Origin of the sequence: Rathayibacter sp. SW19, from assembly GCF_030866825.1 — a bacterium.
Lineage (GTDB): Bacteria > Actinomycetota > Actinomycetes > Actinomycetales > Microbacteriaceae > Rathayibacter_A > Rathayibacter_A soli.
Genome location: NZ_CP133020.1, coordinates 2,269,880 through 2,293,098, shown reverse-complemented (window position 1 = coordinate 2,293,098; position 23,219 = coordinate 2,269,880). Strand labels below are relative to the sequence as shown.

Here is a 23,219-nt window from a genome sequence, read left to right as displayed (position 1 = left end):
GCCAGGGCACCGTCGCCCATGTACTTGATTATCTTAGGTACGCACACCAGCCATCCGCACAATCTGCACCAGCAGCGATGCCGCGCGGCATCCGCCAGAGGGAATGAGCCGGACTGATAACCGGTTACGAATGGTAGGAAATGAGGAAGCAATGTCAGATGTTCTGATCGACCGCCCTGAACTCGATAGCCTCGGGCAATACGAGTTCGGCTGGGCCGATTCCGATGCGGCGGGGGCATCCGCTCGCCGAGGAATTTCGCCGGAGGTGGTAGAAGACATCTCGCGATTGAAGAACGAGCCGGAGTGGATGAAACAGCGTCGGCTTCGCGCTCTGCAAGTTTTCGAACGCAAACCCATGCCGTCGTGGGGCGCAGACCTGTCGGAGATCGATTTCGACAACATCAAGTATTTCGTGCGCTCGACTGAGAAGCAGGCCCAGACTTGGGAAGACCTGCCCGATGACATCAAGAACACCTACGAGCGGATCGGCATCCCAGAGGCAGAGCGTTCCAGACTCGTCGCCGGCGTCACCGCGCAGTACGAGTCAGAGGTGGTCTACCACCAGATCCGTGAGGACCTCTCGGCGCAGGGTGTCATCTTCACAGACACGGACACCGCGCTGCGCGAGCACCCGGAATTCTTCGAAGAGTACTTCGGAACCATCATTCCGGCCGGTGACAACAAGTTCGCAGCGCTGAACACTGCGGCCTGGTCCGGCGGGTCATTCGTCTACGTACCCCCGGGCGTGGAGGTGAAGATCCCGCTGCAGGCATATTTCCGCATCAACACGGAGAATATGGGTCAGTTCGAGCGCACTCTGATCATTGCTGATGAGGGAAGCTACGTTCACTACATCGAGGGCTGCACCGCGCCGATCTACACGTCGGACTCGCTGCACTCCGCCGTCGTCGAAATCGTCGTGAAGAAAAACGCCCGCGTGCGCTACACGACGATCCAGAACTGGTCGAACAATGTCTACAACCTCGTGACCAAACGAGCGATGGCGCACGAGGGAGCAACGATGGAATGGGTCGATGGCAACATCGGCTCGAAGGTCACCATGAAGTACCCGTCGATCTACCTCGTCGGCGAGCATGCGAAGGGTGAAACATTGTCTGTCGCGTTCGCCGGTCCTGGGCAGCATCAGGACGCCGGCGCGAAGATGATCCACATGGCGCCGTACACGCAATCCTCGATCGTCTCCAAGTCGATCGCGCGCGGCGGCGGCCGTTCCGGCTACCGTGGTGAGGTGCGGGTGGATGCCACAGCGCACCACGCTGCGAACACCGTGCGATGTGACGCATTGCTGGTCGATCCGATCTCACGCTCGGACACGTATCCATCGATCGATATTCGGGTCGATGACGTCGAACTCGGCCACGAAGCGACCGTGTCCAAGGTCAGCGCCGAACAGCTCTTCTACCTGATGAGCCGCGGCATGCCGGAGGACGAGGCGATGGCCATGATCGTGCGCGGATTCATTGAGCCGATCGCCCGCGAGCTCCCGATGGAGTACGCACTCGAACTCAACAAGCTCATTGAAATGGGCATGGAAGGATCCGTCGGTTAAATGAGCTCTGCAGCCACACAGACTGTATCGACGGAACCGCAGAAGACCGAGCACGGACTCACCCACCACAAAGACGGCGAATACACGCTGCTCCCGGTGGAGTCGCGCGCCGCGCGGTTCCGGTCGACCAACGTCAACGATTTCCCCACGGTCACCGGCCGCGAACTGATCTGGAAGCGCACCCCGATCGCCCAAATCGGCGATCTTATCGCCGGTGACCTCAACGGGTCGGTCTACGACATCAGGTACGAGCCGGTCGACGGGCTCACCGTCGACTGGGTGAACCCGGACGACCCCAGGATCGGCAGCACCGGATTGCCGGAGGATCGGGCATCCGCGAACGCCTGGGGTTCGTTCCAGAAGGCGCTGTCAATCGTGGTTTCCGGCGACAAGCCGGCCACGGTCACCGTCACTCGTTCTGCATTCGGCAACGAGCCGCGGGCGGCACACACGATCATCGAGGCCGCGCCGTTCAGCACAGGCACGGTGATCCTGCGTAACCTCGGGGTCGCTCGGCTGGCCGAGAACGTCGAGATCATCGTGGGGGAGTCGGCTCGTTTGACGGTCGTCTCCGTTCAAGAATGGGACGACGTATCCGTGCACGCCGCGAGTCACTTCGCAACCGTTGGGCGCGACGCCTTCTTCAAGCACGTCGTCGTCTCCCTCGGCGGGGCGGTCGTTCGGTTGAACCCGACGACGCACCTGGCGGGAACAGGCGCCGAGGTCGAGATGCTGGGCGTCTACTTCGCAGACGCGGGCCAGCACCTCGAGCAGCAGGTCTACGTGTACCACGAGGCCGCACACGGCCGCAGCCGGGTGAATTACAAGGGTGCCCTGCAGGGGCACGGTGCGCACACCGTCTGGATCGGCGATGTGCTGATCGGCGCGGACGCCGCGGGCACAGACAGCTACGAGCAGAACCGCAACCTCGTGCTCACCGACGGGACGCGTGCTGACTCGGAGCCCAACCTCGAGATCGAGACAGGGGACATCCTCGGCGCAGGCCACGCCAGCGCCACCGGTCGCTTCGACGACGAGCAGCTGTTCTACCTCGAGTCACGGGGGATCACAGAGGAGGAAGCCCGTCGACTGGTCGTTCGCGGCTTCCTCATCGAGGTCATCCAGCGCATCAACGTTCCGGAACTCGAGGAGCGCCTGCAGCATGCCATCGAGGCCGAACTCGCCGGCGAACGGTTCGACGCAGCCGATCTACCCGCTGCTGATCGGTCCGCTGCTGAGGTGCCCGCTGCTGAGGTGAGCGCGTGACAACAGCCACACGCGTGTGTGCCGCAGCCGAACTTGTCGAGAACCAGGCGAAACGAGTCGTCATCGACGACACGCCGATCGCACTCGTCAAAGACTCGGCCGGCGACATCCACGCGATCGGCGACACCTGCACTCACGGCGAAATCTCGCTGTCGGAGGGATTCGTCGAAGGCGAGACCATTGAATGCTGGGCACACGGTTCCCGATTTTCATTGATCTCCGGTAAGCCCCTGAACTTGCCAGCATACGAGCCCGTTCCCGTCTACGAAATCGAGATCGTCGACGGCGACATATTCATTGACCCGCACAATACGAAAGAAAATTGAAAGCCATGTCTGTTCTTGAGATCCGCGATCTCCACGTGACCGTCGACACCGACCAAGGGGTCAAAGAGATCCTTCGCGGGGTCGACCTGACGATCCGCACCGGTGAAATCCACGCCGTCATGGGCCCGAATGGGTCCGGAAAGTCGACCCTCGCCTACACCATTGCAGGGCATCCGAAGTACAAGGCCACCCAGGGCAGCATCACCCTGGACGGCCAGGACGTGCTGGCCATGACGGTCGACGCGCGCGCCCGTGCCGGGCTGTTCCTGGCCATGCAGTACCCGGTCGAGATCCCTGGCGTGACCAACTCCAACTTCCTGCGCACCGCGAAGACCGCTATCGACGGTGAGGCGCCGGCGATCCGCACGTGGCTCAAGGATGTGCGGGAGGCGATGGGCAAGCTGCGCATGGACAAGCAGTTCGCCGACCGCAACGTGAATGAGGGCTTCTCCGGTGGCGAGAAGAAGCGCAACGAGATTCTTCAGCTCGAACTGCTCAAGCCGCAGTTCGCGATCCTCGACGAGACGGATTCTGGACTGGACGTCGACGCGCTGAAGATTGTCGCGCAAGGAGTCAACCGTGCGCACGATGCGACCGACCTCGGCATTCTGCTCATCACGCACTACACCAGAATCCTGCGCTATATCAAGCCGGACTTCGTGCACGTGTTCGTCGCAGGACGCGTCGCAGAAGAGGGCGGCCGTGAATTGGCCGACCGGCTCGAGGACGAGGGCTACGATCGATTCCTCGACGCAGATGCGAGCGTAAGCTAGCTCTATGGTTTCCACGCTTGCGCCTTCGAAATACGACACGATCGAAGAAGCACTGAAAGACGTCATGGATCCCGAACTCGGGATCAATGTCGTCGATCTCGGCTTGATCTATGATCTGGGCTGGGACGACGAGAACGACGCCCTCGTAATCTCGATGACACTCACCAGCGCAGGCTGCCCGCTCACCGACGTAATCGAAGAGCAGGTCGCGGAGTCGCTGGACGGCGTGGTCGAGGCGTTCCGGATCAACTGGGTCTGGATGCCACCGTGGGGTCCGGAACGAATCACCGATGACGGTCGCGACATGATGCGGGCTCTCGGCTTCGCCATTTGACCTTTCCGTGGTCGAGGATGCCCCGTCCCTGAGCTTGTCGCAGGGCGGCCGCATTCAGACCCCGCAGTCCTTGTTTTCAATCAGAACTGGATGACGCCTGTGCTTGCCGTGCACGACCTTGAGATTCGCGTGGGCGCGCGCGTGCTCATGCAGGATGTCAGCTTTCGCGTCGCTGCAGGCGACAAGATCGGCCTCGTCGGTCGCAACGGTGCCGGAAAGACGACGCTGACCAAGGTCTTGGCAGGCGAGACTCTGCCGACAGGCGGCACAGTGGATCGCCATGGCGAGATCGGCTACCTGCCGCAGGACCCCCGCAGCGGCAATCCCGAAGACCTGGCGCGCACCCGTATCCTGGACGCGCGCGGCCTCGGTACCGTGGCGCTGAAAATGCAGAAGGCAACGCACGACATGGCGAGCGTCGATGCCTCTGTCAGTGCCGCAGCGATGAAGGCCTACAGCAGGCTGGAAGAGCAGTTCCATCTTCTCGGAGGCTATTCCGCGGAGGCACAAGCGGCCGCGATCGCGAGCAACCTCAACCTTCCGGATCGCATTCTGGACCAGCAGGTGAAGACGCTGTCCGGCGGCCAACGCCGCCGGATCGAGCTCGCGCGCATCCTGTTCTCGGATGCGCACACCATGATTCTGGACGAGCCGACGAACCATTTGGACGCGGACTCCGTCGTGTGGTTGCGAGATTTCCTGAAGAACTACAGCGGCGGATTCATCGTGATCAGCCACGACGTCGAACTGATCGGCGAGACGGTCAACCGGGTCTTCTACCTCGATGCCAACCGGCAATGCATCGACGGCTACAACATGGGTTGGAAGAATTACCAACGACAGCGCGCCGCCGACGAAGAACGCCGTAAGAAAGAACGCGCCAACGCGGAGAAGAAGGCCGGCGCTCTTCAGCTTCAGGCCGCGAAGTTCGGCGCGAAGGCGACGAAGGCGGCCGCGGCCCATCAGATGGTGGCGCGTGCCGAAAAACTCTTAGCCGGGCTCGACGACGTTCGAGTGGCCGACCGTGTCGCAAAGCTGCGATTCCCGACCCCGGCGCCGTGCGGCAAAACCCCGCTGATGGCCAGCGACCTGAGCAAAAGCTACGGGTCGCTTGAGATCTTCACGGCTGTCGACCTGGCCATCGACCGCGGTTCCAAGGTGGTGGTGATCGGCCTGAACGGTGCAGGCAAAACGACGCTGCTGCGCATCCTCGGAGGCGTCGACCGACCAGACACCGGATCGATCGAACCGGGGCACGGTCTGCGGATCGGGTATTACGCGCAGGAGCACGAGACGATCGATGTCAAGCGAAGCGTGCTTGAAAACATGGTTGCCTCATCGCCGCACATCACCGAAACCGAAGCGCGCCGCGTGCTCGGCTCGTTCTTGTTCACGGGTGACGACTCGTACAAGCTTGCCGGCGTGCTCTCCGGCGGCGAGAAGACGCGTTTGGCGCTCGCGATGATCGTCGTCTCCGGTGCGAACGTGCTGCTGCTCGACGAGCCCACGAACAACCTCGACCCAGCCAGCCGGGCGGAAATCCTCGATGCGCTCGCACACTACGAGGGCGCCGTCGTTCTCGTCAGCCACGACCCAGGGGCTGTCGAGGCGCTGAACCCGGAGCGCGTCTTGATCCTGCCGGATGGCGTCGAGGATCACTGGAACAAGGATTACGCGGAACTGATCGCACTCGCGTAGCGCCCGTAAGCAGCGACTCTCTCAGGCACCCTCTGCCGCGTCGAGTGCGACCACCGTCAGCGGGAAATCCCTGGCCCCCAGAAAATCACGCAGATAGTCGACATGCTCGTCGCACGCCAACCAGATCTTGACGCGGTCGGCCGTGTGGATCTTGGGGTTCCTCCATCGAATCTGCCAGTTGGCGTGCTGCAGACAGCCCGCACGCGAACAGGTGTGGCGCTCGGGCTCCGAGCCGAGTGAGATCACGCCGTCTTCTCTTGGGACGTTTCGGACGCTGTTGCTTCTGCCGAGTCCGTCGGCACGTACGTGCCGTCATGGCGGAGAACGATGTTGCCCGGCCGCTCAACCTGTGCGCCGCGTTCACCTGCACCCACGTTGGCAATGACAACAGCGAAATACGGCAGAAAGACTGCGCCGGCGGCGGGGATCAGAACCCACCAGCCGTGAATGAACAGGATCGAAAGGATGCACAGCACCCGGATGCCCATGGCCACCGAATATTTGATCATGCGACCGCGCCGCTCCGCGTCTGGAGCTTGGGGGAGTGAAGTGATTGTTTGTTGTTTCATAGTCGCACGGTCGACGTTCTACGGATGAAGGATTCCGTCACCACCAGCCTACGTCCTGCGCAGCCCATAAACTGATACGCGTTCGAAGCTGGGAAGACAGATTCTGCCCGCGCCCGCACCGCACTGATCAGAACACCGATTAGAACACTGCGCTGATGAGAACACTGCACTGATAAGAACACTGCACTGATAAGAACACTGCACTGATAAGAACACCGACGAGAATGAGAATGGACGACAGCATGACCGCACGCACCGTGCTTGTAACCGGCGGCAACCGAGGAATCGGCTACGCGATCGCAGAAGAGTTCGTGGCGCAAGGCCACCGGGTGGCCGTGACGGTTCGAGCAGGCGAGGGCCCCGCGGGCACCCTTGCAGTGAGGGCAGACGTGACGGATGCTGCATCCGTCGATGCTGCGTTCACCGAGATCGAGAGCTCTCTGGGTCCCGTCGAAGTGGTCATCGCCAACGCCGGCATCACCAGGGACACACTTTTGATGCGGATGAGCGCGGAGGATTTCGACGCCGTCGTCGACACCAACCTGGGCGGGTCCTTCCGAGTGGTCAAGCGCGCCTCGAAGGGGATGCTCAAACTGCGGTTCGGCCGCATTGTTCTGATCTCCAGTGTGGTCGGGCTCTATGGATCGGCCGGTCAGGTGAACTATGCCGCCTCCAAGAGTGGGCTGATCGGCATGGCTCGCTCGATAACGCGGGAGTTGGGCTCCCGCGGCATCACCGCAAACGTCGTCGCGCCCGGCTTCATCGAGACCGACATGACCGCTGAACTCTCAGCGGCGCAGCAGGCGGAATACAAGAAGAATATCCCGGCGGGGCGCTACGGGTCGGTCTCCGAGGTCGCAAAAGCGGTTGCGTGGCTCGCGTCCGACGATGCAGCATACATCTCCGGTGCTGTCATCCCCGTCGACGGTGGTCTCGGGATGGGTCACTGAGCGCTCGGTCGACGACGATCGAGTTCAGCCGCGCAGACCCATCAGCGGCAACAGCTGGCTGAGGTCTTGACCATCGACGACGACGTCTGCGGCCCTTCGCACGGCGGGTTTCGCGTTGAATGCGACGGACAATGCCGCCTCCGCCATCATTTCCAGGTCGTTCGCGCCATCACCGACGGCGATCCAACAGCGGGCCGGGATGCTCTTCTGCACGGCCCAGCCGCGCATCGCGCTCGCCTTGGCCTTGGCATCCACGATCGCGCCCGTCACGCGACCGGTCAGCACGCCGTCTGCGAGTTCGAGCCGATTGGCTTGCCAGAAGTCCAGACCGAGCAACTCACCGAGAGGGTCGAGCAGCTCGTGGAAGCCCCCGGACACCACGCCGAGCGCACCACCAGCCGCGTGGACGGCCTCGATCAGCGCGGGCGCACCATCGGTCACCCTGATGCGATCGGCAACTGCCTCGAACACACTGCAGGGCAGGCCTGCCAAGGTCGCGACGCGCGCGCGGAGGCTTTCGGAGAAGTCGAGCTCTCCGTGCATGGCGCGTGCCGTGATGCGGGCGACAGCATCGAGAGATCCTGCATGTTCGGCGAGGAGTTCGATCACCTCGTTGTGGATGAGCGTCGAGTCTGCGTCAAGAACGACGAGGAAACGAGCGTTCGGCACGGTCGTTGCCGTGGCTTCAACAACAGGCGCATGGATGCTCATGGAATGACGCGGACTCCCTTTCCGACAACGGTGATTCCGGACTCTGTCACGGTGAATCCGCGCGCCTTGTCTCGCTCCCGGTCATCGCCGACGTGCGCCCCTGCTTCCACGACGACGTCCTTGTCAAGAATAGCCCGCGTGACGCTGGCCCCCGGTGAGATCACCGCTCGGTCGAACACCACGGAATCCACGACCTGAGCTCCGGAGCCGACCTTCGCCCACGGTCCGAGCACGCTGCGCTCCAGATGGGCGCCCGAGATAACGGACCCGAGCGAGACGATCGAGTCGATCGTCGTGCCGATGCTGCCATTGGCGTCGCGCACGAGTTTGGCGGGAGGGGAGTTCAGTTGCTGGCTGAAGATCGGCCAAGCCCGGTTGTACAAGTTGAAGACGGGCAGAGTGGAGATCAAGTCTTGATGGGCTTCGAAGAACGAATCGATTGTTCCCACGTCGCGCCAGTAGTACCGGTCGCGATCGGTTGAGCCTGGCACATCGTTACGGATGAAGTCGTACACACCGGCCTCGCCACGCGAGACGAAGTCGGGGATGATGTCTCCGCCCATGTCGTGATTGGAATCCGGCCGTAAGCCGTCACGATCGACAGCGTCGATCAACGCTTTGACGTCAAACACGTAGTTGCCCATCGACGCGAGCACTTCACCGGGGGAGTCCGGCAGTCCGACCGGGTCGCTCGGCTTCTCGCGAAAGGCGCCAATCCGAACGGGGTCGTTCGGGTCGAGTTCGATCACGCCGAACTGATCGGCAAGCGCAATCGGCTGTCGAATGGCGGCAACCGTTGCGCTCGCCCCTGAATCGATGTGCGCCTGGATCATCTGCGCAAAATCCATCCGGTAGACGTGGTCGGCTCCGACAACCACGACGATGTCCGGCTGTTCGTCACGGATGAGGTTCATGCTCTGCAGGATCGCGTCCGCGGAACCACTGAACCAGCGCTTGCCGAGCCGCTGCTGCGCGGGAACAGATGCGATGTACGCACCGAGCAGGCCATCCAGGTGCCAGGTCTGCGAGACGTGCCTGTCGAGACTGTGCGATTTGTACTGCGTGAGCACAACCAACTGACGAAGATTCGAATTGATCAGGTTGGACAGGGCGAAGTCGATCAGTCGATACTGCCCGCCGAACGGCACCGCCGGTTTTGCCCGGTCCGCTGTCAACGGCATGAGCCGCTTGCCCTCGCCACCAGCCAGTACGATTCCGAAGATCTTCTTGCCTACCATGGCTCCACAGTAGAGGGAGATGTCGCGACTGTACTAGCGTTCAGGCATGCGAGTTGATCTTCTGACACGTGAATACCCACCCGCCGTCTATGGCGGTGCCGGTGTGCACGTTGCCGAACTGGTGCGAGCGTTGCGACCGAGCGTCGAGGTGCGGGTGCGCTGCTTCGGCGAGCCGAGAGCTGAGGAGGGGACCTTCGCGTATGAAGTTCCCACCGAACTCGCCGAAGCGAACGGCGCCTTGACAACGCTTGGCGTCGACCTGCAGATGGCGCAGGATGTCGCTGGCGCCGACCTCGTGCACTCGCACACCTGGTACGCAAACGCGGGCGGTCGACTGGCCCAGTTGCTGCACGGGATCCCGCACGTCGTTACCGCTCACAGTCTTGAGCCGCTGCGTCCCTGGAAGGCCGAGCAACTCGGCGGGGGCTATCGCGTCTCGAGCTGGATGGAGAAGACCGCTTTCGAATCAGCGGATGCCGTCATCGCCGTCAGCGAGGGTATGCGCCAGGACATCCTGCGCAGCTACCCCGCCATCGACGAATCGCGAACGCACGTGATCTACAACGGCATCGATTTGCAGCGGTGGCAGCGCGAAGACGCGCCGGAGGTTGCGCGCTCACTCGGCATCGACCCCGATCGGCCTTCGATCATCTTCGTCGGGCGAATCACTCGCCAGAAGGGCTTGCCCTACCTCTTGCGCGCCGCGCGATTGCTTCCACCGGACGTGCAATTGGTATTGTGCGCCGGCGCCCCGGATACAGAAGCCATCATGGCGGAAGTCACGGCGGGCGTTCAGCTTCTGCAGAGCGAGCGCAATGGCGTCGTCTGGATCGACAGACTGCTGAGCCAGCCGGAGTTGACGGCGGCGCTCAGCGCCTCGACGGTGTTCGTCTGCCCGTCCGTCTATGAACCGCTCGGAATCGTGAATCTGGAGGCGATGGCCTGCGGGTTGCCTGTCGTCGGAACGGCGACAGGCGGCATCCCCGAGGTCGTCGACGACGCGGTAACCGGGCGTCTGGTGCCGATCGAACAGGCGGATGACGGCACAGGCACGCCCACGGACCCCGACCGTTTCGTCGCCGACCTCGCTGCGACGCTGATCGAGGTCGTCAGCGACCCCACTTCTGCCCGCCAGATGGGGCGAGCGGGGCGGGACCGGGCCGAACGCGTGTTCTCGTGGGCCAGCATCGCCGACCAGACCCGGGCAGTCTACGCATCGGTGATCTCTTAGCGCCTCCTACTAGGCTAAGAGCCATGTCCAGCCGTGTACTGCAGCTCACCTCCGTGTCGATCGTCCGTGACGGCAACACGATTCTCGACGCCGTCGACTGGGCAGTTGACTCCGATCAGCGCTGGGTGATCCTCGGACCCAACGGTGCAGGCAAGACCACGTTGCTGCAATTGGCTGCGGCAGCCATCCACCCGACGACGGGGTCCTCCGAGGTGCTTGAAGAGCACGTCGGAGCGGTCGACCTCTTTGAGTTGCGGCCGAGAATCGGCTATGCCTCCAGCGCCCTCGCCCGCAGAATCCCCGGCCGGGAAAACGTGCTCAATGTGGTTCTCACCGCCGCATATTCTGTCACGGGCCGCTGGAACGAAGACTACGAAGACATTGACATCCGCCGCGCGCGGCGCGTGCTTGCGGAATGGAAGCTCGACCATCTTGCTGACAGGCGGTTCGGCGCGCTCAGCGACGGCGAGCAGAAGCGGGTGCAAATCGCTCGTGCGGTCATGACAGACCCGGAGATCCTGCTGCTGGACGAACCGGCGGCGAGCCTGGATCTCGGTGCCAGGGAAGAACTGGTGCAGCTGCTCGGTGGATACGCGAGCGACCCAGACTCACCGGCGATCGTCTTGGTGACCCATCACGTCGAGGAAATCCCACGAGGCTTCACACACGTCATGCTGCTGGCTGACGGGGGAGTTGTTGCTGCCGGCCCAATCGGTGACACCCTCACGTCCGAGAACCTCACCCGGGCGTTCGGCTTGCCGATTGAGCTGACGGAGCGTGACGCGCGCTTCACTGCCCGCGCCGTGTAATGCCTGCGCGCGACTTCTGCTAAACTCGATAGTCGGTCATGTGGCCGTATTGCTTTCCCGCCCGGGCACGACGCTCCGCCGGAGAAGATCCCATCAAATTTGCAAGGAACCCCTGATGAAGACTGACATTCACCCCGCGTACGCTCCGGTGGTTTTCCGTGACCTCGCGTCTGGGGCCACTTTTCTGACCCGTTCAACGGTGACCAGCGACAAGACGATCGAGTGGGAAGACGGCACAACGTACCCGGTTATCGACGTCGAGATCTCGAGCGCTTCGCACCCGTTCTACACCGGCAAGCAGCGCATCATGGACTCGGCCGGCCGTGTGGAGAAGTTCAACCAGCGGTTCAAGAGTTTCGGCAAGTAACCCTCGAAAGCACCTGGAGGAGGGCGACCGGCGCAAGCCGATCGCCCTCCTCCCGTTTCTGCGCCAGCGCTGTTCGTGGTCAGCGCACCGGCCACGCGCCGGAGGTTGTGAATGACGGATCCTTGACGCGTCTCATGTATGCCTGAAAATCTGCGGCCTGCTCCTGACTCCAATGCACCTGTCGTTGGTGCAATTCGTCAGCGCCGAGATCGAGTTCGGCGGAATGGGCCCGCGCAATGGCCTGCGCCACGCGCCCAGCGGCAACGGCGTCGGCCCCCGCATCGTGGGCATCCGTCAGTTCGACTCCGTAGAACTGGGCCGTCACCTCGAGCGTGCGCTTGCCTTTGCGGTACTTGTCCAGTGCCTTGTCGATCACCAGCGGGTCAACGATCGGCGCAGGCGCGCTCAGCGGTTCTAATCCGTAGCGAACCGCCTCACGTTCCAGCACAGTGAAGTCGTACGGCGCGTTATATGCCACCACAGGAATACCTCGGTTGAGGATGCTGCGCAACGCCGCGATGATCTCTTCGACGGCTTCAGCAGGATCACGGCCTTCTGCCTGCGCACGCTCGGTGCTGACACCGTGCACGGCGCTGGCCTGCCGGGGGATTGCCACACCCGGGTCGACGAGCCAATCGATGCCCTCGATCACCGCTCCGCTGTCGTCGATCAGCCCGACGTTAGCGGTGACGATACGCGCGACGTCGACATCCACTCCAGTTGTTTCAAGATCGAATACACCGAGTTCGCTGTGCCATGTGCTCATGCCGGTAAGCCTAAGGGGCACCACCGTCATCGAGCGACGTGCAGCCAGTAGAAGCTCTGTGTGCCGAGCGTCAGACTGAAACGGCCATCCTCCGCGACGGTGGGGAACTGCCCCCCGCCGAACATGTCATAAAGGGCTGCGCCGGCGAACTCGGGCGCATCCAGAGTCACCGAGACCGGATTGTGCGCAAAACTGAACACGCACAGGATGTCCTCGGGCTGATCACCGAACTGAGCGCCACTGCCTGCGTACGAGCGCACGAAAGCCAAGACGGACTCATGATCGGACTCGAGCACCCTGATGTCTCCCAGGCCGAACCCCGGGTGCCCCTTGCGCACGTAGATCACGTTTCGAACCCAGTGCAGAAGTGACCTCGACTGGGCGAGCTGGGCTTCCACGTTGGTCTGCGTGTAGTGATACACGAGCGACTGAACCACAGGCAGGAAGAGCTTGCCCGGATCGGCCGCCGAGAAACCGGCGTTGCGGTCGGGAGTCCACTGCATGGGTGTCCTGGATGAATCCCGATCGGGCAGCCAGATATTGTCGCCCATTCCGATCTCGTCGCCGTAGTACAGAAACGGACTGCCTGGAAGGGAGAACAGTAACGCGTGCACAAGTTCCAGCTCTGCGCGCGAGTTGTCGAGCAGGGGCGCCAGCCGGCGGCGGATGCCGATGTTCGCGCGCATCCGCGGATCGTATGCGTACCAGCCGTACATCGCCTGCCGGTACTCCTCGCTGACCATTTCAAGCGTGAGCTCGTCGTGGTTGCGCAGAAAGATGCCCCAGCCGGCTCCATCGGGGATATCCGTCGTCTCCGACAACACCCGAACGAGTTCCGCCGCATTCTGCGAGCGCAAAGAGTAGAAGATGCGCGGCATGACCGGAAAGTCAAAAGCCATGTGGCACTCCGGCTCCTCCTCGGTTCCGAAGAACGCGGCGACCTCACGCGGCCACTGATTCGCTTCGGCGATCATGATCCGGCCAGGATATTCGCGGTCGACCATTGTACGAAGGCTTTTGATGAACTCGTGTGTCGGTGGTTCGCCCTCACCGTTGCCCTCATCGGACTCATACAAATAGGGAATCGCATCCAGCCTGAACCCGTCGACACCCAGGTCGAGCCAGAACCGGATCACCTCATACACCGCGTCGTGCACGGCGGGATTCTCAAAATTGAGGTCCGGTTGATGCGAGAAGAACCGGTGGAAGAAGAACTGGCGGCGTTCGGAATCGAACGCCCAGTTGGAGTCTTCCGTGTCGGTGAAAATGATGCGTATGTCCGGCCATTTCTCGTCCGTGTCACTCCACACGTAGAAATCGCCGTACGGTCCGTCGGGATGCTCACGAGACTGCTGAAACCACTCGTGCTGATCGCTGGTGTGATTCAACGGCAGATCGATGATGATGCGCATGTTGCGTTCATGCGCCTTCGTGACCAGATCTTTGAACTCATCGAGAGTGCCGAATTCCGGAAGGATCGATCGAAAATCGGCGACGTCGTAGCCGCCGTCACGCAGCGGAGAGGTGAAGAACGGGGGCAGCCACAGCGCATCGATGCCGAGCCACTGAAGATAGTCGAGTTTCGACGCCAATCCCTGCAGATCTCCTGCGCCATCACCGTTGCTGTCGACGAACGAGCGCACCATCACCTCGTAGAATACGGCCCGGCGGTACCAGTGCGGATCAAGCGTCAGCCCGGGAAGTTGGATAGGCGCGGTGAAACTCACGAGATTCCTTTCGGTCGAATCGATACGACGTGCGCTGATGCAAGCGATTACATTCGTTAGAGTTTAGGTCCTAATCGCGCGCTGCATACACTTGAGCGTGATGATCGTGCCCTCACCATACGCAGCTCAGCTCGAAAGCGTCCCGGTACGCGCCCGATCACTCGCCGTTCACGATCGGGAAACCCGTTATTGGGAGTACGGCGATTCGGCCGCTGCGACGACGATAGTGGTCGTGCACGGCTTCCGCGGCGACCATCACGGACTCGAGCCGATCGTCGCACAGCTGTCTGGATACCGACTGATCTGCCCGGATCTGCCAGGGTTCGGCGAATCGGAGGCGTTGTCGTCAACACACGATATCCATGGCTACGCCGCCTGGCTGCGAGCCTTTGTTGCCGAATTGCATGTGACCGGGCGACTTGTTGTTCTGGGCCACTCGTTCGGCTCGATCGTGGTTGCCGCGGCCCTCGCGGATCAGGTGCCGGCCGATGACGCACTGATTCCAGAGGACGTCGTTCTGATCAACCCGATCGCAGCGCCGGCGCTGTCCGGTCCGCGCGGCATCTTGACCCGGCTCGCCGTGTTCTACTACTGGCTGGCTTCCGCACTGCCCGAGCGTGTTGGTTTCGCACTGCTGCGCAATCGGGTGATCGTTCGGGTGATGAGCGTCACGATGGCCAAGACCAAGGACCCGGCACTGCGGCGGTGGATCCACAATCAGCACGACCGCTACTTCAGTGCGTTCTCAGACCGGAGGGTCGTGCTCGAGGCGTTCACAGCGTCCGTCAGCAACGACGTCAGCGAATTCGCTGCGCGGATCCCGGGGCACACACTGCTGATCGCCGCAGACAAGGACGACATCACCCCGATCGCCGCCCAATACCGGCTTGCCGCACTGTTTCCGGATGCGACGCTGCAGATCATCCATGGCGTCGGCCACCTGGTGCATTACGAAGCACCCGCGCAAGCGGCTGAATTGATCACGGACTTCCTGGGTGCAGAGGAACCCGCATGAAGGCGGCAGCATGAGAATCGTCGTCGACTGCCGGTACACCCGGATCGGCCGGCACGACGGCATCAGCCGCTACACCTCCGGTATCGTGACCGAGTTGGCGAAGCTCCATGCGGTGACGATGCTGATCAGCGATCACCGGCAACTGGAGCTCCTACCGAGCCTGCCGTGGGAAATCGTCAGCGCGCCGACAAGCATCCGTGAGCCGTTCGTCGCCTACCAGGTGAACAAATTGCGCCCCGACGTCGTGTTCACGCCGATGCAGACCATGGGCTCTGCCGGGCGCCGCTACAAACTCGTGCTGACCGTGCACGACTTGATCTACTACCGCAATCGCACGCCACCCCGTGACCTTGCCTGGCCGATCCGCCTTCTCTGGCGGCTCTATCATCTGGCGTGGTGGCCGCAGCGCTTGCTGCTGAATCGTGCGGATGCCGTCGTCACGGTTTCGCAGACCACCCGCGCGTTGATCCGCGAACACAATTTGACCAGGCGCCCCGTGCACGTGGTCAGCAATGCGGCCGACGCGCCGACGGCTGCACTGGCAGAGCGGGCCGCCGATCGCACGGCGCCAAGGTCCCACTCGCTGGTGTACATGGGTTCGTTCATGCCGTACAAGAATGTGGAGACCATCGTGCGCGCGCTCGCGCTGCTTCCCGGGTACCGGCTGCACTTGATGAGCCGAGCGACCGATGCCGAGCAGGCCCGACTGCAGGCGATCGCCCCTGGCGCCGCCCTCGTCTTCCACAACGGTGCAAGCGATGCGGAGTACCAGGAGGAGCTCGCTGCGGCGCGCGCGCTGGTGACGGCGTCGTTCGACGAAGGATTCGGCATCCCGCTCGTTGAAGCGATGGCGCTGGGGACCCCCGTTGTCGTCAGCGACATCCCGATCTTTCGGGAGATCGGGGCAGACGCAGCCGTGTTCTTCGAGCCGCGGAGTGCAGAAGAACTTGCACGCGCCATCCGCTCGCTCGAAGACAGCCCGGAATGGGCGGCGAGATCGGCACGATCGGTCGCTGTCGCGAGCAGGTTCACCTGGGCGGGGTCAGCGGAACATCTGCTCACGGTCCTCACTGCAACCGTCAGTCGCGCCAGCGGGCGAAGGCGGCTCTGAACGCGCCCATTGCCGCGCAGCGCTAGGACATCGCAGCGCTACGACACCACAGCGCTACGACACCACCGCGCTACGACACAACCGCGGTGAACAGGTCGTGGTCTTCCGGGCTGAGGTTGAAGTGCTCGACGGCCAGCCGGCCGTCGCGATACACGAAATCGTGCACAGATCCGTTCGGGATGACCTCGCCCGGCCCGGGCAGCGCATGGTCGGTGAGGGCGCGGACCAGCGATGCAATCACACCGCCGTGACTGACCACGATCAGATTGCGGCCGGGGTTGTTCCCGGCCAGCTCGGTCAGAGCCGGAAGGGCCCGGGCCACAACCTCGTCGCGTGTCTCCCTGCCCGGCACGGCGACTCCCTCGGGAAAACGTGCGAGGATCTCCTCGCCGGTGAGCCCCTCGGCCTCGCCATAGTGTCGCTCCGTGACCTCCGGTATCGGTTGCGGGTCAGCGAGCTTGCTGGCTTGCGCGATGATCCGGGCGGTGTCCATCGCCCGTGACAGCGGACTCGCGTAGATGCCGTCCCAGTTGCGCAGCGCCAGTGCGGCAGCGGTCACCCGCGCCTGCTCTCGCCCTGTCGCGTTCAGAGGGATGTCACTCGTGCCCTGAATGCGGCGCGCAAGGTTCCAGTCCGTCTGTCCATGCCGAACGAGGGAGAGTCTGGTCACGCTGGTCCTTCCGCTGGTGGAACCCCAGCGTCGCGCAGCTAGGCCGACAGGCGGGCAGCGAGCGCGCTCAACGTCTGAGATGTTCCTGAGTCCAGCTTAACGGTGGCCCTGCTGTCGCCCTTCGTCGCGCCTCTGTTGATCACGATGATCGGCATCCGCTTGCGGCGCGCCTGTTCGATCAAGCGGATGCCCGAATTCACGGCCAGCGACGATCCGGCGACCAGGAGTGCTCCGGATGCGTCCAGTAGCGAACTCGCCTCAGCGAAGCGCTCTGTCGGGATGAACTCGCCGAAGAACACAACGTCGGGCTTCAGCGTTCCGCCGCATACTGTGCAGACGGGGAGCACGACGTCGTCGAAGTCACTCACGTCGGCGTCGCCGTCCGGTGCGATTTTGACGTCCTGAGCAGAGTCGCTGCGGGCGAGCCACGGGTTCGCGGCATCGATGCGCGCGGCAATGTCCTCGCGAGCGAACACCTGTCCGCAATCCAGGCACAGCACTCGGTCCATGGTTCCGTGAAGCGGTACCACCCGTCGAGACCCTGCCGCCGTGTGCAGCCCGTCGACGTTCTGTGTGATCACGCCGCGTAATATTCCTGCTCTTTCCAATTCCACTAGGGCGCGATGGCCGCTATTCGGGCGCGCCGAGTTGAACCGCTGCCAACCGAGGTGGCTACCCGCCCAGTAGCGTTTACGTGCTCGCTCGCTGCGCAGAAATTGTGCAATCGTCATCGGGGTACGTTTCGGTGCGCCCTCGCCGCGATAGTCGGGGATGCCCGAATCTGTACTGATCCCTGCACCGGTGAGAGCGACCAGCGGGCGGTCCGAGATGGCGGCGACCACCTCGTCGAGCTGCTCTTCGAGCGCCGGCGGAAGCTCGTCATCGATCAAGATCGTCACGTCATCGGCTTTCATGCTGCATCACTTTCCGCGGCGTGGAAACCGCCCGCGTGTTCGTGAGTGTAAACGCCCCAGTTTTCCGATTTGTTTCCGAACCCTGGCAGTCTAGGAACGCACCCGCCCGGGCGGACTGCAAGAACTGAAGGGAAGCGCGTGCGCATCATCCGGATCGAGAGCCTCGATGAGCCGGGGCTCGCGGACTATTCGCGCCTCACCGACGTTGCACTGCGCCGTATCAGTGAACCGGTCGGCGGACTGTACATTGCGGAATCGACCAAGGTCATCATGCGAGCCCTTGCCGCCGGGCATCGGCCGCGCTCCGTTCTCCTTCTCGAACGCTGGCTGGGCGATATCGTGCCACTCCTCGGCGCCTACGATGATGTTCCGGTCTACGTGGGGGAGTCCGCGCTTCTCGAGACGTTGACCGGATTCAACCTGCACCGGGGCGCGCTCGCCGCAATGCACCGGCCGCCGTTGCCGAGCGTTCCCGAAGCGATCGAGGGGGCCCGACGCATCGTGGTCATCGAGGATGTCGTGGACCACACGAACGTCGGCGCGATCTTCCGCGCCGTAGCCGGCATCGGGGCGGATGCTGTGCTCGTCACCCAGCGCTGCGCCGACCCGCTCTATCGCCGAAGCGTTCGCGTCAGCATGGGCACGGTGTTGCAAGTGCCCTGGACGCGGCTTCCCGAGTGGCGCGAGGCGGCCGGCATTCTGCATGACGCAGGCTTTCACATCGCGGCGCTCGCACTCGCCGATGACGCCGTGTCGCTTGACTCGTTTGCGGCGGACCCGCCGGAGAAGGTGGCGCTCGTGCTCGGCACAGAAGGTGACGGCCTCAGCCGGCGGGCGATTACCGCGGCGGACACGGTCGTCACCATTCCGATGCTGCACGGTGTCGACTCGCTGAATGTCGCATCCGCAAGCGCGGTCGCGCTGTATGCGTTGCGCGTCCACGTATGACTCAGACTTCGCATCAGCACAGTGAATATCATGTGCAGGTGCAGACTCCGCCCGACCGACGCTCCGTCTATCGCCGCCGCCGGATCGTCGTCTTCGGTGTACTCGGTGTGCTGCTGCTCAGTGCCGCCTACAGCCTGGGGGTCATGCTCGCGCCGCTTCCAGCCTCCGCGGCCACACTGCACCCGACCCACACCATCGCATCGTCCGCCGCGAAGCCCGCCTGGCCCGCCGTCGGAAGCGCGGCCATCAGCGCAGTCGGTTACGACGGCCTGCTCGCGCAGAACGGATCGACGGCGAGCGTGCCGATCGCCAGCATGACCAAGACAATCACCGCGCTGGTCGTGCTCGACGCCAAGCCGATCCCAGCCGGATCCGAAGGACCGACCATCACGTTCACGAGCGCAGATGTTCAGATCTTCAATCAGGTGATCGCCGAGGGCGGATCGTGGGCCCCTGTCGTCGCCGGTGAACAGCTGACCGAGAAGCAGGCGCTTGAGGCAATGCTGTTGCCGAGCGCAAACAACTATGCGATCTCGCTGGCCATTTGGTCGCACGGTAGCGTCGCCGGATTTCTTACCACGGCGAACAGTTGGTTGAAAGCGCACGGTTTCAACGGCACGCACCTGACAGACCCGTCAGGGCTTGATCCAGGAACGGTGAGCACAGCATCCGATCTGGTCGGAATCGGCAAACTCGTGCTTGCCAATCCGGTGCTGTCGACCATCGTGAAAACGCAGACGGTCACATTGCCCGGAGCAGGCACGCAAGACAATGGAAACGCGCTGCTCGGCAAAGACGGCATCGACGGGATCAAGACCGGCTTCACCGATGAGGCCGGCCACTGTCTGATGTTCTCCGCGCAGGCTGAGGTCGGCGGCAAGACGATGACCTTGGTCGGCGTCGTTCTGAACGAGCAGTCGTACGGCGCACTGTGGAGCACGGTGCCGCCGCTGCTGGCCAGCGCGAAGGACGGTTTCCATTCCGTGCCGCTGACCGGGGCAGGAATGACCTTCGGCAGTTACACGACACCGTGGGGCGCGAAAGCCACCGTCGTGTCGCCGACACCCTCATCGACGCTGGTCTGGTCTGACACTCCGATCACGGTTAGTACGACGGCACGCCCGGTGACGGTTGCCGCAGCAGGAGACACGGTCGGGACCGCAACCTTTACGGTCGGCAAGACAACCGTCACAAAGCCGTTGACACTCAAACACGCGGTTCCCGGTCCCGGATTCTGGTGGCGTTTCACCCATCCGTTCGCGCTGCTCGGCTGAGCCGGCGATGTGTGGCCGCTACCCGCGGCGCTGCGCAAACGGCACAGCCTCTGGCCGCTTGGCAGCCACGTTGTCGCCGGAGGACTGATGACGGATTCGCCGCAGCACCCACGGCACCAAATACTCGCGCGCCCAGGTCAGGTCTTCCGCTCGCGCTCCTCGCCAGGTTTGCGGCGGCAGCGGCTCCGGCTCGAGCGCTTGCAAGTCATTTTCCACGTTCAGTGCGGACAGCACCATGCGCGCAACCGTGTGATGGCCGAGTGGCGCCAAGTGCAACCGGTCGGGCGACCACATCCGCTGATCCTGGATCTCGGTCAGTGACCACTGATCGGCGACGATGCAGTCGTAGCGTTTCGCGATCGCACGGATGTTCTCGTTGTAGATCGCGACTTTGCCGCGGATGCCACGGAACACCGAAGAGAATCCCACATCGACTCCCGTGAACACGACGATCGTCGCGCCGTCGACCGCCAGTCGCGAAACCGCGGTGTCGAACTTCGCCGCGATCAGATCGGGGTCGGTTCCCGGCCGGATCACGTCGTTGCCGCCGGCCGAGATCGTGATGAGGTCGGGCCGCAAGCGCAATGCCGGATCGATTTGCTCGTCGACAATCTGCTGGATCAGCTTGCCGCGCACCGCGAGATTCGCGTACGCGAAATCATCCGTCTTCTGACTGAGTACCTCGGCAACGCGGTCGGCCCAGCCGCGATAGCCACCGGGGCTGCCCGGTTCAGGGTCTCCGATGCCCTCCGTGAACGAATCGCCGATGGCAACGTACCGGGACCAGGGATGCTCTGCGGTCATTGCTCTATTCTGCACGAGTGCCTCCTCCCGCTGGACGAGTAGTCCGCGAGCGCAGCGAGCCGGCGTACCACCCCGCTGGTCGAGTAGCCAGCGAGCGCAGCGAGCCGGCGTATCGAGACCAAGGGCCCATCCGCACGACACAGTCAGGTCTCGATACACGTATTCGCTGCGCTCATGCGTTACTCGACCACCGGGACTGCTCCCTCGCTGCGCTCATGCGTTACTCGACCACCGGGACTGCACCCTGTCGACGTGCGCCGGTAATGTGGTTCCAAGTGAGTACCGCAGCATCCGTTCCCGACGAGTCGTTCGGCCTACCCGTTTCCAGCGACCGAATCCCGATGAGCGGTACGACACCCGCCACGCCGATGGTCGGCTCGTTCGCCGCAGAGCACCTGTCTCCATCGTTCCCGGAACGTGCGGCGTGGGGTACGGCCAGCAAGTTGCGCGCCTGGCAGGCCGAAGCACTCGACGCCTACTTCCTGCACGAACCGCGAGACTTTCTCGCGGCCGCTACGCCCGGAGCGGGTAAGACGACGTTCGCGTTGCGCTTGGCGCGAGAGCTGATCGCGCGCCGGGTGATCGAACGCGTCATCGTCGTCGCACCGACCGAACACCTCAAGCGGCAGTGGGCGGATGCCGCCGAGCGGGTCGGCATCCGCTTGGATCCGGCGTTCAAGAACAGGGACAAGCGCTACGGTCGCCACTTCAAAGGCATCGCAGTCACATACGCTCAGGTGGCCACTCGGGCGAGTCTGCACCGCGAGCTGACCGAGACCTTTCGCACGCTGGTGATCCTCGATGAGGTGCATCACGGGGGAGATGCGCTCAGCTGGGGCGACGCCATCCGCGATGCGTTCGAGCCGGCAACCCGGCGCTTGTCGCTGACCGGCACGCCATTCCGCTCCGACACCGCTCCGATCCCGTTCGTGACCTACCTGCAGGACGAGCAGGGCATCCGCACCTCGCAGACCGACTACAGCTACGGTTACGGTCGTGCGCTGAGCGATGGTGTGGTGCGACCGGTGATCTTCATGGTCTACGCCGGGCACATGCGCTGGCGCACAAAGACCGGTGACGAGATGGAGGCCCGCCTCGGCGAGGGCAACACGAAGGACATCACTGCTCAAGCCTGGCGCACGGCGCTGGATCCGAAGGGCGAGTGGATCCCGGCTGTACTCCAGGCGGCGAATCGGCGGCTGAGCGAGGTGCGCCAGTCGATTCCGGATGCCGGCGGCCTGGTCATCGCAACCGACCACTTTGCGGCACGCGCGTACGCGGACATCCTGCAGGAGATCAGCGGCGAGAGGGTCACGGTCGTGCTCTCCGACGAGAAGGAGGCCAGCGACCGGATCGGATCGTTCGCGCGGGGCACAAGCAGGTGGATGGTGGCCGTGCGGATGGTTTCCGAGGGTGTTGATGTGCCGCGACTGGCTGTCGGTGTGTACGCGACGAGCGCGTCAACGCCGCTGTACTTCGCCCAGGCGGTCGGACGATTCGTGCGAGCGCGCAGGCGCGGCGAGACAGCATCCGTTTTTCTGCCGAACGTGCCGAGTCTGATGGCACTGGCAGCGCAACTCGAGCTGGAACGCGATCACGCGCTCGATCGGGTGTCCACCGACCAGGACGGTCTGTACAACCCCGAAGACGCGATGATGGCCGAGGCCAACCGTGACGAGCGGGCATCCGAAGCGCTGCAGTCAGAGTTCGCATTCGAGGCCCTCGGGTCACAGGCGAACTTCGACCGGGCGCTCTTCAACGGCGACGAATTCGGCGGGTATGCCGAGCCCGGTAGCGACGAGGAGCTCGACTTCATCGGCATCCCCGGCATTCTGGAGCCCGAGCAGGTGCACGAGCTACTGCAGCAGCGTCAGGCCCGCCAGTCACGGCGTGCGGCATCGAGACCGCAGGGGAGTGCGCCGGAAGGGGCCGCGCATCCGCCTGCGCCGCTCTATCGAACGCTCAAAGAACAGCGCAGCCTGCTCAACAGCCTGGTCGGGCTTTACGCAAAAAGCTCAGGAGAGCCGCACGGACTCGTGCATGCTGAACTGCGGCGGGTCTGCGGCGGGCCGGCCGTAGCGCAGGCGAGCGTCACACAACTGCAGTCGCGCATCGACCTGCTGCGCAAGCGCATGGGCCAGCACTAGA

24 protein-coding genes are annotated in these 23,219 nt (G+C 63.2%); 15 read left to right on the top strand and 9 right to left on the bottom strand.

Annotation, left to right across the window (positions count from 1 at the left end):
• Window positions 1-151: 151 nt before the first annotated feature.
• The 6 genes from sufB to QU604_RS10575 all read left to right on the top strand — a co-directional run bounded on the left by sufB (window position 152) and on the right by QU604_RS10575 (window position 5,967).
• On the top strand, window positions 152-1,570 hold the full coding sequence (sufB, locus tag QU604_RS10600) for a Fe-S cluster assembly protein SufB (protein ID WP_308468768.1): 1,419 nt from the start codon (window positions 152-154) through the stop codon (window positions 1,568-1,570).
• A complete protein-coding gene (sufD, locus tag QU604_RS10595) occupies window positions 1,571-2,836 on the top strand; it encodes a Fe-S cluster assembly protein SufD (protein WP_308468767.1) in 1,266 nt (421 codons plus the stop codon).
• Window positions 2,833-3,162: a non-heme iron oxygenase ferredoxin subunit gene (locus tag QU604_RS10590; protein ID WP_308468766.1), complete on the top strand. Its 330-nt coding sequence runs from the start codon at window positions 2,833-2,835 to the stop codon at window positions 3,160-3,162. The genes sufD and QU604_RS10590 overlap by 4 nt, the downstream gene beginning before the upstream one ends.
• A gap of 5 nt (window positions 3,163-3,167) precedes the next feature.
• Window positions 3,168-3,935: a Fe-S cluster assembly ATPase SufC gene (gene sufC, locus QU604_RS10585; protein ID WP_308468765.1), complete on the top strand. Its 768-nt coding sequence runs from the start codon at window positions 3,168-3,170 to the stop codon at window positions 3,933-3,935.
• A gap of 4 nt (window positions 3,936-3,939) precedes the next feature.
• Window positions 3,940-4,269: a metal-sulfur cluster assembly factor gene (locus QU604_RS10580; protein ID WP_308468764.1), complete on the top strand. Its 330-nt coding sequence runs from the start codon at window positions 3,940-3,942 to the stop codon at window positions 4,267-4,269.
• Between the two features lie 99 nt (window positions 4,270-4,368).
• A complete protein-coding gene (locus QU604_RS10575; RefSeq protein WP_308468900.1) occupies window positions 4,369-5,967 on the top strand; it encodes an ABC-F family ATP-binding cassette domain-containing protein in 1,599 nt (532 codons plus the stop codon).
• 21 nt (window positions 5,968-5,988) lie between these two features.
• Here QU604_RS10575 and QU604_RS10570 read toward each other — a convergent pair whose 3' ends face one another.
• Complete coding sequence (locus QU604_RS10570) at window positions 5,989-6,213, bottom strand: hypothetical protein (protein ID WP_308468763.1); 225 nt, start codon at window positions 6,211-6,213, stop codon at window positions 5,989-5,991.
• Entirely contained in the window at window positions 6,210-6,536 is a 327-nt protein-coding gene (locus QU604_RS10565; protein ID WP_308468762.1) for a DUF3099 domain-containing protein, read from the bottom strand. Before QU604_RS10565 ends, QU604_RS10570 begins: the two co-directional genes overlap by 4 nt.
• Window positions 6,537-6,778: 242 nt before the next feature.
• Here QU604_RS10565 and fabG point away from each other — a divergent pair, with 242 nt between their 5' ends.
• A complete protein-coding gene (fabG, locus tag QU604_RS10560; protein WP_308468761.1) occupies window positions 6,779-7,486 on the top strand; it encodes a 3-oxoacyl-ACP reductase FabG in 708 nt (235 codons plus the stop codon).
• A 24-nt stretch (window positions 7,487-7,510) separates the two neighbouring features.
• Here the strand turns inward: fabG and serB are convergent, their stop codons facing one another.
• Complete coding sequence (gene serB / locus QU604_RS10555) at window positions 7,511-8,197, bottom strand: phosphoserine phosphatase SerB (protein WP_308468760.1); 687 nt, start codon at window positions 8,195-8,197, stop codon at window positions 7,511-7,513.
• Window positions 8,194-9,435: a glucose-1-phosphate adenylyltransferase gene (locus QU604_RS10550; protein ID WP_308468759.1), complete on the bottom strand. Its 1,242-nt coding sequence runs from the start codon at window positions 9,433-9,435 to the stop codon at window positions 8,194-8,196. Before QU604_RS10550 ends, serB begins: the two co-directional genes overlap by 4 nt.
• Before the next feature lie 46 nt (window positions 9,436-9,481).
• Between QU604_RS10550 and glgA the strand changes: the two genes are divergently transcribed.
• From glgA to QU604_RS10535, 3 genes are all read left to right on the top strand, one after another.
• Window positions 9,482-10,666, top strand: coding sequence for a glycogen synthase (gene glgA / locus QU604_RS10545; RefSeq protein ID WP_308468758.1), 1,185 nt, complete (start codon window positions 9,482-9,484; stop codon window positions 10,664-10,666).
• A gap of 23 nt (window positions 10,667-10,689) precedes the next feature.
• Window positions 10,690-11,475, top strand: coding sequence for an ABC transporter ATP-binding protein (locus tag QU604_RS10540; RefSeq protein ID WP_308468757.1), 786 nt, complete (start codon window positions 10,690-10,692; stop codon window positions 11,473-11,475).
• Between the two features lie 115 nt (window positions 11,476-11,590).
• Window positions 11,591-11,842 (top strand): type B 50S ribosomal protein L31, encoded by a 252-nt coding sequence (locus QU604_RS10535; RefSeq protein ID WP_308468756.1) that lies wholly within the window; start codon window positions 11,591-11,593, stop codon window positions 11,840-11,842.
• 79 nt (window positions 11,843-11,921) lie between these two features.
• Here QU604_RS10535 and QU604_RS10530 read toward each other — a convergent pair whose 3' ends face one another.
• Both QU604_RS10530 and treS read right to left on the bottom strand, forming a co-directional pair.
• Window positions 11,922-12,608: an exonuclease domain-containing protein gene (locus QU604_RS10530; protein WP_308468755.1), complete on the bottom strand. Its 687-nt coding sequence runs from the start codon at window positions 12,606-12,608 to the stop codon at window positions 11,922-11,924.
• A 26-nt stretch (window positions 12,609-12,634) separates the two neighbouring features.
• A complete protein-coding gene (gene treS / locus QU604_RS10525) occupies window positions 12,635-14,335 on the bottom strand; it encodes a maltose alpha-D-glucosyltransferase (protein ID WP_308468754.1) in 1,701 nt (566 codons plus the stop codon).
• Window positions 14,336-14,435: 100 nt separating this feature from the next.
• Here treS and QU604_RS10520 point away from each other — a divergent pair, with 100 nt between their 5' ends.
• Both QU604_RS10520 and QU604_RS10515 read left to right on the top strand, forming a co-directional pair.
• On the top strand, window positions 14,436-15,350 hold the full coding sequence (locus QU604_RS10520) for an alpha/beta fold hydrolase (protein WP_308468753.1): 915 nt from the start codon (window positions 14,436-14,438) through the stop codon (window positions 15,348-15,350).
• A 10-nt stretch (window positions 15,351-15,360) separates the two neighbouring features.
• Window positions 15,361-16,461, top strand: a complete 1,101-nt coding sequence (locus QU604_RS10515; RefSeq protein WP_308468752.1) for a glycosyltransferase family 4 protein — start codon at window positions 15,361-15,363, stop codon at window positions 16,459-16,461.
• A 70-nt stretch (window positions 16,462-16,531) separates the two neighbouring features.
• Here the strand turns inward: QU604_RS10515 and QU604_RS10510 are convergent, their stop codons facing one another.
• Together QU604_RS10510 and QU604_RS10505 are read right to left on the bottom strand one after the other, a co-directional pair.
• Window positions 16,532-17,131 (bottom strand): histidine phosphatase family protein, encoded by a 600-nt coding sequence (locus tag QU604_RS10510; RefSeq protein WP_308468751.1) that lies wholly within the window; start codon window positions 17,129-17,131, stop codon window positions 16,532-16,534.
• Between the two features lie 38 nt (window positions 17,132-17,169).
• A complete protein-coding gene (locus QU604_RS10505) occupies window positions 17,170-18,045 on the bottom strand; it encodes a Sir2 family NAD-dependent protein deacetylase (RefSeq protein WP_308468750.1) in 876 nt (291 codons plus the stop codon).
• A gap of 138 nt (window positions 18,046-18,183) precedes the next feature.
• Here QU604_RS10505 and QU604_RS10500 point away from each other — a divergent pair, with 138 nt between their 5' ends.
• Entirely contained in the window at window positions 18,184-18,993 is an 810-nt protein-coding gene (locus QU604_RS10500) for a TrmH family RNA methyltransferase (RefSeq protein ID WP_308468749.1), read from the top strand.
• A gap of 38 nt (window positions 18,994-19,031) precedes the next feature.
• On the top strand, window positions 19,032-20,267 hold the full coding sequence (locus QU604_RS10495) for a D-alanyl-D-alanine carboxypeptidase family protein (protein WP_308468748.1): 1,236 nt from the start codon (window positions 19,032-19,034) through the stop codon (window positions 20,265-20,267).
• A gap of 18 nt (window positions 20,268-20,285) precedes the next feature.
• On the opposite strand, the gene QU604_RS10490 is transcribed toward QU604_RS10495, so the two are convergent.
• On the bottom strand, window positions 20,286-21,071 hold the full coding sequence (locus tag QU604_RS10490; RefSeq protein WP_308468747.1) for an SGNH/GDSL hydrolase family protein: 786 nt from the start codon (window positions 21,069-21,071) through the stop codon (window positions 20,286-20,288).
• 341 nt (window positions 21,072-21,412) lie between these two features.
• Between QU604_RS10490 and QU604_RS10485 the strand changes: the two genes are divergently transcribed.
• Complete coding sequence (locus tag QU604_RS10485) at window positions 21,413-23,218, top strand: DEAD/DEAH box helicase (RefSeq protein ID WP_308468899.1); 1,806 nt, start codon at window positions 21,413-21,415, stop codon at window positions 23,216-23,218.
• Window position 23,219: the final 1 nt, after the last annotated feature.

Bases quoted from the DNA above. Each gene is read 5' to 3' on its own strand.
- QU604_RS10485 (WP_308468899.1), top strand. From the start codon at position 21,413: ATGAGCGGTACGACACCCGCCACGCCGATGGTCGGCTCGTTCGCCGCA.
- QU604_RS10565 (WP_308468762.1), bottom strand. From the start codon at position 6,536: ATGAAACAACAAACAATCACTTCACTCCCCCAAGCTCCAGACGCGGAG.
- QU604_RS10535 (WP_308468756.1), top strand. From the start codon at position 11,591: ATGAAGACTGACATTCACCCCGCGTACGCTCCGGTGGTTTTCCGTGAC.
- QU604_RS10540 (WP_308468757.1), top strand. From the start codon at position 10,690: ATGTCCAGCCGTGTACTGCAGCTCACCTCCGTGTCGATCGTCCGTGAC.
- QU604_RS10530 (WP_308468755.1), bottom strand. From the start codon at position 12,608: ATGAGCACATGGCACAGCGAACTCGGTGTATTCGATCTTGAAACAACT.
- fabG (WP_308468761.1), top strand. From the start codon at position 6,779: ATGACCGCACGCACCGTGCTTGTAACCGGCGGCAACCGAGGAATCGGC.
- QU604_RS10550 (WP_308468759.1), bottom strand. From the start codon at position 9,435: ATGGTAGGCAAGAAGATCTTCGGAATCGTACTGGCTGGTGGCGAGGGC.
- sufD (WP_308468767.1), top strand. From the start codon at position 1,571: ATGAGCTCTGCAGCCACACAGACTGTATCGACGGAACCGCAGAAGACC.
- sufC (WP_308468765.1), top strand. From the start codon at position 3,168: ATGTCTGTTCTTGAGATCCGCGATCTCCACGTGACCGTCGACACCGAC.
- QU604_RS10580 (WP_308468764.1), top strand. From the start codon at position 3,940: ATGGTTTCCACGCTTGCGCCTTCGAAATACGACACGATCGAAGAAGCA.
- sufB (WP_308468768.1), top strand. From the start codon at position 152: ATGTCAGATGTTCTGATCGACCGCCCTGAACTCGATAGCCTCGGGCAA.
- QU604_RS10505 (WP_308468750.1), bottom strand. From the start codon at position 18,045: ATGAAAGCCGATGACGTGACGATCTTGATCGATGACGAGCTTCCGCCG.
- QU604_RS10515 (WP_308468752.1), top strand. From the start codon at position 15,361: ATGAGAATCGTCGTCGACTGCCGGTACACCCGGATCGGCCGGCACGAC.
- glgA (WP_308468758.1), top strand. From the start codon at position 9,482: ATGCGAGTTGATCTTCTGACACGTGAATACCCACCCGCCGTCTATGGC.
- QU604_RS10490 (WP_308468747.1), bottom strand. From the start codon at position 21,071: ATGACCGCAGAGCATCCCTGGTCCCGGTACGTTGCCATCGGCGATTCG.
- QU604_RS10520 (WP_308468753.1), top strand. From the start codon at position 14,436: ATGATCGTGCCCTCACCATACGCAGCTCAGCTCGAAAGCGTCCCGGTA.
- serB (WP_308468760.1), bottom strand. From the start codon at position 8,197: ATGAGCATCCATGCGCCTGTTGTTGAAGCCACGGCAACGACCGTGCCG.